This window comes from Mycolicibacter heraklionensis (assembly GCF_001021505.1).
GTDB classification, from domain to species: Bacteria; Actinomycetota; Actinomycetes; order Mycobacteriales; family Mycobacteriaceae; genus Mycobacterium; species Mycobacterium heraklionense.
Genome location: NZ_LDPO01000045.1, coordinates 1 through 7,698, shown reverse-complemented (window position 1 = coordinate 7,698; position 7,698 = coordinate 1). Strand labels below are relative to the sequence as shown.

Below are 7,698 nucleotides of genomic sequence, written 5' to 3'. Positions count from 1 at the left end.
CCCCAGATCCCCGGGCAGGCCCAGCCCCGCCGGCAAACCCGGCTCGGCGGGCAGGGTTTCGGGTGCCGGCGCCGGATCCGGCGCAGCAGCACCCGCAAGCTCACCTGGCGCCGGCGGTGGGTTGACCGGTGGCGAGTCCGCCGGAACGGGGGCCGCGACGACGACCGGCGACACCGACACCGGCGGGTCGAGTTGCGCTATCGGACCAAGCTCCCCCGGAATCGCGAACACCGCACCGGTCCCGGGGTCGGCTGTCGCGACCGCGGCGCGGTAGGCCGCATCGATCCCGTCCTTCGCCGACCGCACGGCGGCCAGCCATTCGCCGCGAACATCGTTGTCCACGTGGGGTATCACCTGCTGTTCGATGACCTCGGCGGCGTGCGGGTCGTTCGCGCCGGAGTTCACCGCGTGAGCTGCCGCCAGCCACGCCGGCCGTCCGGCGCCCACCCGGTCGTCGACGGCCAGCACCGCTGCAACCTTGGCGTCGACCAAACGCCACACCTCGTCGCGCAGCACACCGCAACCCGCGACCGCCGCGCGCAACCGGGCTGTCAGCTCAGCTCCGGCGTCGCAATGCCGGCGCAGGAACTCCGTCGCGGCCCCAGCGCCCGGCCCGCGCCAGCTGTCGGACAGCTCCGCCAATCCTCGACGCTGCGTACGCAGTGCGTCATCGGCGGCGTCGGCCAGCGCGCCCAGCGCGGCGCAGTCGGCGTCGAGGCGCCTCAGGTCCAGGCCGGCTTCACTGGCGTAGCGGTCGACAAGTTGGCCGTCATAGCCGGTCAGATCCGGGTGCCGATACCCCAAGCGGTAACAGGCCGCTACGTAGGTCTGCGTGTGTGCCACCGCCTCGCGGCCCTCATCCAGCCGGGCGGGCACGTCGTATTGCTGTGCCACCTCAACCGACCCGCTCGCGGGCGATCGCCTCGGCGTGCGCGTAGCGCGCCAACCCGGCTCGCAGCGTCACGGCGATCTCAGCGCTGGCCCGCGACCAGCGCGCCAACTCCGGCGCCCAGCCATGCAGCGCGCGGCGCAGGGCCTCCCCCGCACCGGCATAGTCGCGCCCGGCGGCTCCGCCGTCGAAGGCCAACCCGGCCAGCCGGATGCGCGACGCGGTGTCGATGGCGGCCGCGGTCGCGTCGAAGTAGTCCGCGACCGAGCGCAGGGCGTCGGCGTCGAGATAAAGCTGTTGTCGTCCCATACCCCGGTATGACGGCGAAGATGCCCCCACGGTTCCGGCCACGCCAAACTCAGCCGTAATGTAGGCGGCACTGCGCGATTCGGATCTCGCCATCGACGACCTTGTAGACCAGCCGGTGCTCGACGGTGATACGGCGTGACCAGTAGCCGTGGAAGCCATGCCTTAACGGCTCGGGCTTGCCGATCCCCTCGTTGCCATTGCGCTGGATGTCGGCGATGAGTTGGTTGATCCGCCGTAACACCTTGCGGTCCTGATGCTGCCAGTAGAGGTAGTCGTCCCAGGCCGATTCGTCCCAGACGAGTTTCACTTACTCGTCCAAGAGATCGTGCGCCGCCCCTTCGCCGGCTTCCAGTCGCTCAATCGAACCCAGCAGCCGCCGCGCATTGGCCGGATTCTGTAACAGATGCGCGGTCTCCTTCAACGCCTCGTAGTCATCCAGCGCAACCAGAACGACCGAGTCCTTTCCCGACCTGGTGATGATGACTTCTTCACGGTCATCGAGGACGGAGTCGAGCGTGGCCGCAAACGCTGCCCGCGACGCCGAGTAGCTCATCGTCTTCATGGTCCGTGCCCCTTCCCGACGCCGGAAACGATTGTACAAATAATTGTACGTTATCCGGTCGTCCGGGGGACGAAGATGACGGCTGGTCAGCGGGTTCAGCGGGTGCGGACCGCGTCGGCGACCTCAGCCGCGATCCGGCGAGCCGTCTCCTCGTCGGAGGCTTCCACCATCACCCGGACCAGCTGTTCGGTTCCCGAGGGGCGCAACAGGATTCGTCCCGAGTCACCGAGTTCTTCGCTGGCACGCAGCACCGCGTCGCGCACTGCCGGCCGCCCTACCGCCTCGGCCTTGTCGGTGACCTCGACATTGATCAGCACCTGCGGCAGCGTGCGCATCGCCGCAGCCAGGCCCGCCAGTGGAGTGCGAGTCTGCGCCATTCGGGCCATCAGACGCAGGCCGGTGATGATGCCATCACCGGTGGTGGCCACCTGGGGTAGCACGATGTGACCGGACTGCTCACCGCCGAGGGTGAATCCGCCGGCCCGCAGCTGCTCGAGGACGTAGCGGTCTCCGACGTCGGTGGTGTGCACGGTAACCCCGGCCTCGCGCATGGCCAGGTGCAGCCCGAGGTTGCTCATCACGGTCGCCACCAGGGTGTCGTCGGCCAGTTCTCCGGCGTCGCGCATGGCCAGAGCCAGCACCACCATGATGGCGTCACCGTCGATCACGTTGCCGGCGGCATCGACCGCCAAGCAGCGGTCGGCGTCACCGTCGTGCGCCAGGCCCAGGTCGGCGCCGTGGGCGAGCACCGCGGCCCGCAACGGTTCCAGGTGCGTCGAACCGCACCCCTCGTTGATGTTGAGCCCGTCGGGCTCAGCATTGATCGTGATCACGGTGGCGCCGGCGGCCCGGTAGGCCCGCGGTGCGGCGTCGGATGCCGCGCCGTGAGCGCAGTCCACCACCACCGTCAGGCCGTCCAGCCGAGTGGGATTGGATTCGCCCAGGTGCCGCAGGTAGCAGTCCAGCGCATCCTTGGCGTCCACCACCCGGCCAAGCTCGGCGCCGATCGGGCGCAGGCCCGGTCCGGCGGCCACCAGGTCTTCGATCTGGTCCTCGGTGGCGTCGTCGAGTTTGTGTCCGCCCGGGCCGAAGAATTTGATGCCGTTGTCGGGCATCGGGTTGTGCGACGCGGAGATCATCACTCCGAAGTCGGCTTCATAGGCGCTGGTCAGATAGGCCACTGCCGGGGTCGGCAGCACGCCGGTGCGCAGGGCGTCGACGCCTTGGCTGGTCAGCCCGGCGATGACCGCGGCCTCCAGCATCTCGCCGCTGGCCCGCGGGTCACGGCCGACGACGGCCACCCGCCGCCCAGTGCCTAGGGCGAGCCGCTGCGCCGCCGCGCCGCCCAGGGCGACTGCCAGTTCGGCGGTCAGCTCGCGGTTGGCAACCCCGCGGACGCCGTCGGTGCCGAAAAGTCGACCCATAACTATCCTTTATCGCCGCGAGCGTGCGTGTTTCCGGCCCGACACGCCGGTATCGGACCGGAAACACGCACCCTCAAACGCAAGCCGGGGGCACCTTCCGCGTGCGGAAGGTACCCCCAACTCGCTGCCAGAGTGCAATCGCAGATCAGCGCTTGCTGTACTGCGGAGCCTTGCGGGCCTTCTTGAGACCGTACTTCTTGCGCTCGGTGGCCCGGGGGTCACGCGTCAGGAAGCCGGCCTTCTTCAGCGCCGGCCGGTCCTCGGGCTGGACGATGATCAGCGCGCGGGCCAGAGCCAGCCGCAACGCACCGGCCTGGCCGGAGGGGCCGCCGCCGTCGAGGTGGGCGTAGACGTCGAAACTGTCCACCCGGTCCACGGTGACCAGCGGAGCCTTGATCAGCTGCTGGTGCACCTTGTTCGGGAAGTAGGCCTCCAGGGTGCGCCCGTCCAGGTCGAACTTGCCGGTGCCGGGCACCAGCCGCACCCGCACCACGGCCTCCTTGCGGCGGCCGACGGTCTGGATGGGACGACCCAGATCGTGCGGCTCGTAAGCCGGCGCGACCTCTTCGTGCACCTCTACGGTCTCGACAACCTCGACCGTTTCGTCGACCTCGGGAGCCTCAGTACCTTCAAATGCCGTCTCGGTCATTGCGCCACCTGCTTGATTTCGAACGGGATCGGCTGCTGGGCGGTGTGCGGATGCACCGGCCCGGCGTAGACGTGCAGCTTGCGCTGAATCTGACGACCCAGCTTGGTGTGCGGGATCATCCCGAGGATCGCCTTCTCCACGACACGGTCGGGACGGGTCTCCATCAGCTCACCGATGCTGCGCTTGCGCAGCCCGCCCGGGTAGCCCGAGTGGCGGTAAGCCATCTTCTTCTGCAGTTTGTCGCCGCTGATGGCGACCTTGTCGGCGTTGATGATGATGACGAAGTCACCGCCGTCAACGTTCGGCGCGAATGTCGGCTTGTGCTTGCCGCGCAGCAGGGTTGCTGCCGCAACGGCGAGCCGGCCGAGCACCACGTCGGTGGCGTCGATGACATACCACGACCGTGTGGTGTCACCCGCCTTCGGCGCATAGGTGGGCACAGCGCTTACCTCTTCTTTTCAACTCGAGCCGGGTCTTCCCGGTTCTTGCGGATCCCGGTGCGAGCCGGGTGCCGGTCTGGCGTCGACGGCGGGGTGGTTCTCGGCGACCGACAGTGACCCGAGGACCCGCTGTGCCAGGAGGCACCGCACGCCAACGGTGCAGCTTACCGGCGGTGATCGGGGCGGGTCAAAACGGGACCGGAGAGGCCTGCGATAGTGGATCCGCTATCATGAAGCCATGTCAGGGGCCAGCGCCCAATCGCCGAGGGGGACGTCCGCCGCACTCGTGCGCGAAGCCCGCCAGCGACGGGGCATGTCCCAGCGCGACCTTGCGCGAGCTGCCGGCGTCCCACAGTCAACCGTGGCCAACATTGAGGCCGGCAGGCAACAGCCCTCTGTTGCGATGCTTGAACGACTACTCACTGCGGCAGGTTTTCGGCTCGAGCCGCGGCTGGTCAACACTGTGCGACCCGGTGAGCTGCTGGAGCGACACCGCGATCGGATAGCTGAACTGCTCGCCCGCTACCCCATCAACCGCGCCTGGGTCTTCGGTTCCGTGGCGCGCGGCGATGACCGACCCGGCTCCGATCTCGACGTGTTGATCGAGCCGGCGCCCACCGCTTCCTTCACCGATTACGTCGGCCTCGAAGACGCCCTCGCCGAGCTGCTGGCCTGCCCGGTCGACATCATCACCACCAACGAACTGAAATCCAATGAGTTGTTGCAGCACCGGGTGAATCGTGATCGACGCCAGTTGGAGATCGCCTCCTGACATGGATGACCGCAACGCTGAACAGTTGCTCTACGTCGACGCAACCTTGGCCGAGATGAACCAGCTAGCGGCGCGTGGCCGTCAGGCATACCGGGCCGCGCTGACGCGAGGACGCGCAGGAGCCGGTGTGGCCCCGTTGGCTCTCCTCCATCGGGGCCACACCGCATTCGGGGGTGGCCTCTCCTACCTCCCCCAAGCTCCCGCGGCGCGACGATCCGCGTCGGCGACATCGGCGGCGCCGTCACGCACGGCGCTGCCCAGGTCGAACAGGATCTGGTTCAGCGCGCTGACGGCGTGCTGCCATCGCAGCTGTTCCGCGTGGTAGGCACCGGCGGCCTCCCGCGTCCATACCTGTTGTAGGGGCGCGATCTGCGACCGCAGCTCCTCCAGCGCTGCGTTGAGTCGGGCGGCCGTCGAGTGGATCTCCTGACGGACGGCATATTCGATCTCGTCGAAGTTGTACGACAGTGCGGCGTCCATATCCGGTTCCGCTCAGATTCCGTCGCCGGCGGCGGCGATGTGGTGCGAGTGGGCCTGAGCGACTTCACGCAGCGCACGTTCGTTGTCGCGGATGGTCTCGGCGATGCGCGCCAGCGCGTGGTGCAGCTTCAAGGATTCGCAGTTCCAGCGGTCCACGACGTCCTGGAACCGAACGGCCGCCAGGCCCGACCACACCGAGGGCGGTACGGCCCGCATCCGGCCGACGAACGCCTGCAGCATCCCCCGGATCTCCTCATTGCGGGCGTCGGTGGCCGCCGCGACGGCACGCATGACGTCGAAGTCGGCACTGAGTGTGGTGGTTCCCGCGGGTGCCGAACTGGATGTGGTCACATCTCCCCCTGCCGTTGGTTCGCGTTGATGTCTGTTCGACGGCGGCGGGGTCGGATCGGTTCCCTCGAGGTGTGGTGCCCGGCGTGGCGTGGCACGAAAATGTGGACCTCGGCGACATCCTGACTCGATCAGAGGAATAGTTTGACCCCAACGGTGACCGTCCGTTTGGCCGAGGAGGGGACATGGGGGCTGCGCTGCGCACTTACCGCACGACCGGTATCGCGATCGTCGGCTCCGGCCTGATCGCCGTCGGCCCGGCCGAACCGTTGCCCGCCCCGCCCCCGGCCCGCCAGGTCATGCTCGCCGGCATCGATTCGCCGTTGGGCTCTGGGACCGCACTGATCCCGGGTGCCAGCTTTGTCGCCACACCCAGTCAGGGCTGGCTGGATGCTTTCGCCGAGCTGTATCTGGCGCCCCGCGGCTTCACCGGATCAACCCAGGCGGTGACGACCCCGGAATCGCTGTACCCCTTCACCGGCCCGTTCAGCATGACGTTCGACAACTCGACGGCCCAGGGCGTGCAGATCATGGTGGACGCGATCACAGCGCAGATCGCCGCCGGCGGCGTCAGCGCCGACAACCCGGTGGTGGTCGGCGGCTACTCGCAGAGCTCCACCCTCGACTCGCTGCTGATGTCGCAGCTGGCCGGCAACGGCATCGACCCCGGAGAGGTCCATTTCGTGCTGCTGGGCGACCCCAGTAACCCCAACGGCGGCATGCTGGAGCGGTTCGCGCTGCCGGAGGGCTCCAACCCCGTTGCCACCACCCTGGGGTTGACATTCAGCGGTGCCACGCCCTCGGACGTCTCCCCGACCGATATCTACACCTACGAGTACGACGGTTTCGCGCACTTCCCGCAGTACCCGATCAACTTCCTGGCCGACATCAACGCCTACCTGGGCATCATCTTCAACCACTCCGCCTATCTGGGCTTGACGCCCGAACAGATCGCCGACGCGATTGCGCTGCCGACCTCGACCGAAGACGGACTGACGAACTACTTCATGATCGAGTCGGCCAGCCTGCCGCTGCTGGCCCCGCTGCGGCTGCTCCCGTTCCTCGGCAATCCCCTGGCCGACCTGCTGCAGCCGGCCCTGTCGGTGCTGATCAACCTGGGCTACGGCAGCGTCACCGACAGCTGGTCGGGATACGCCGATGTGCCCACTCCGATGGGGTTTCTGCCGGACCAAAGCGTCCTGGACCAAGTTCCCGACGCCCTGCTGAATGGCTTACAACAAGGGGTCCAGGACGCGTTCAAAACCCTTATGGATCCCACCAATTACCAACTGATCTCGCCTGAGACGATGGACTACGTACTCGGTCCGATCATCAACTCCGCGATAGCCGCGTTCAACCTCGACGGCTCACCGGACGACATCTCCAACTACCTGTCGACGTTCCTCAACGGCGCGGCGAACTGGTTCACCGAGGGCTTCCAGGAATTGTCGCTGGGCCACACCGGGCTGCCGCCGGTCGACATGGCCGGGGCGCTCCTGTTCACCCTGCCACCGCTCGCCGTGGAGCTCTTCAACTCCGAGATGGCCGCCGGCAACCCACTCGACGCGATCGGCGAACCGCTGGCAGCTCTGGTCGGACTCGCCCCGCTCATGCTGGTCGGCGCGCTGCTGTAACCACTCGCCCGGACCACGGCGAGCGTGCGCAGACGCACGATTCTGCGCGGCGTGTCGTGTACAGACACCTTCGTAAGTGGTTTTTGTCAAGGGGGTTGGGGGGCCTGCCCTGTCCTCGTCTCTACGTAGTTCGTCAAACGGGTTTGGTTCCCAACTGCGTTCAACCGAGTTCAGTGAGGATGGGCGGGGCC

Annotated in this window: 11 protein-coding genes; 2 read left to right on the top strand and 9 right to left on the bottom strand. The window is 67.6% G+C overall.

The features are described 5' to 3' along the window. The 7 genes from ABW16_RS23410 to rplM form a co-directional block, all read right to left on the bottom strand. A partial coding sequence (locus tag ABW16_RS23410) for a hypothetical protein (protein ID WP_109519730.1) occupies positions 1 to 894 on the bottom strand: 894 nt, incomplete at its 3' end. A gap of 1 nt (position 895) precedes the next feature. Next, entirely contained in the window at positions 896 to 1,198 is a 303-nt protein-coding gene (locus tag ABW16_RS23405) for a type VII secretion target (RefSeq protein WP_047321601.1), read from the bottom strand. A gap of 49 nt (positions 1,199 to 1,247) precedes the next feature. Continuing rightward, complete coding sequence (locus tag ABW16_RS23400; RefSeq protein WP_047321600.1) at positions 1,248 to 1,505, bottom strand: Txe/YoeB family addiction module toxin; 258 nt, start codon at positions 1,503 to 1,505, stop codon at positions 1,248 to 1,250. After that, on the bottom strand, positions 1,506 to 1,760 hold the full coding sequence (locus ABW16_RS23395) for a type II toxin-antitoxin system Phd/YefM family antitoxin (RefSeq protein WP_047321599.1): 255 nt from the start codon (positions 1,758 to 1,760) through the stop codon (positions 1,506 to 1,508). A gap of 95 nt (positions 1,761 to 1,855) precedes the next feature. Further along, complete coding sequence (gene glmM / locus ABW16_RS23390; protein WP_047321598.1) at positions 1,856 to 3,184, bottom strand: phosphoglucosamine mutase; 1,329 nt, start codon at positions 3,182 to 3,184, stop codon at positions 1,856 to 1,858. A 145-nt stretch (positions 3,185 to 3,329) separates the two neighbouring features. Further along, positions 3,330 to 3,833, bottom strand: a complete 504-nt coding sequence (gene rpsI / locus ABW16_RS23385) for a 30S ribosomal protein S9 (protein WP_047321597.1) — start codon at positions 3,831 to 3,833, stop codon at positions 3,330 to 3,332. Continuing rightward, complete coding sequence (gene rplM, locus ABW16_RS23380) at positions 3,830 to 4,273, bottom strand: 50S ribosomal protein L13 (protein WP_046191136.1); 444 nt, start codon at positions 4,271 to 4,273, stop codon at positions 3,830 to 3,832. Before rplM ends, rpsI begins: the two co-directional genes overlap by 4 nt. A gap of 286 nt (positions 4,274 to 4,559) precedes the next feature. Here rplM and ABW16_RS23375 point away from each other — a divergent pair, with 286 nt between their 5' ends. Further along, on the top strand, positions 4,560 to 5,045 hold the full coding sequence (locus ABW16_RS23375; protein ID WP_233424862.1) for a helix-turn-helix domain-containing protein: 486 nt from the start codon (positions 4,560 to 4,562) through the stop codon (positions 5,043 to 5,045). Positions 5,046 to 5,228: 183 nt separating this feature from the next. Here ABW16_RS23375 and ABW16_RS23370 read toward each other — a convergent pair whose 3' ends face one another. Both ABW16_RS23370 and ABW16_RS23365 read right to left on the bottom strand, forming a co-directional pair. Further along, entirely contained in the window at positions 5,229 to 5,525 is a 297-nt protein-coding gene (locus ABW16_RS23370) for a WXG100 family type VII secretion target (protein WP_047321595.1), read from the bottom strand. 12 nt (positions 5,526 to 5,537) lie between these two features. After that, a complete protein-coding gene (locus ABW16_RS23365; protein WP_082134304.1) occupies positions 5,538 to 5,876 on the bottom strand; it encodes a WXG100 family type VII secretion target in 339 nt (112 codons plus the stop codon). Positions 5,877 to 6,058: 182 nt separating this feature from the next. Here ABW16_RS23365 and ABW16_RS23360 point away from each other — a divergent pair, with 182 nt between their 5' ends. Next, entirely contained in the window at positions 6,059 to 7,507 is a 1,449-nt protein-coding gene (locus ABW16_RS23360) for a PE-PPE domain-containing protein (protein ID WP_047321594.1), read from the top strand. The last annotated feature ends 191 nt before the right edge of the window (positions 7,508 to 7,698 follow it).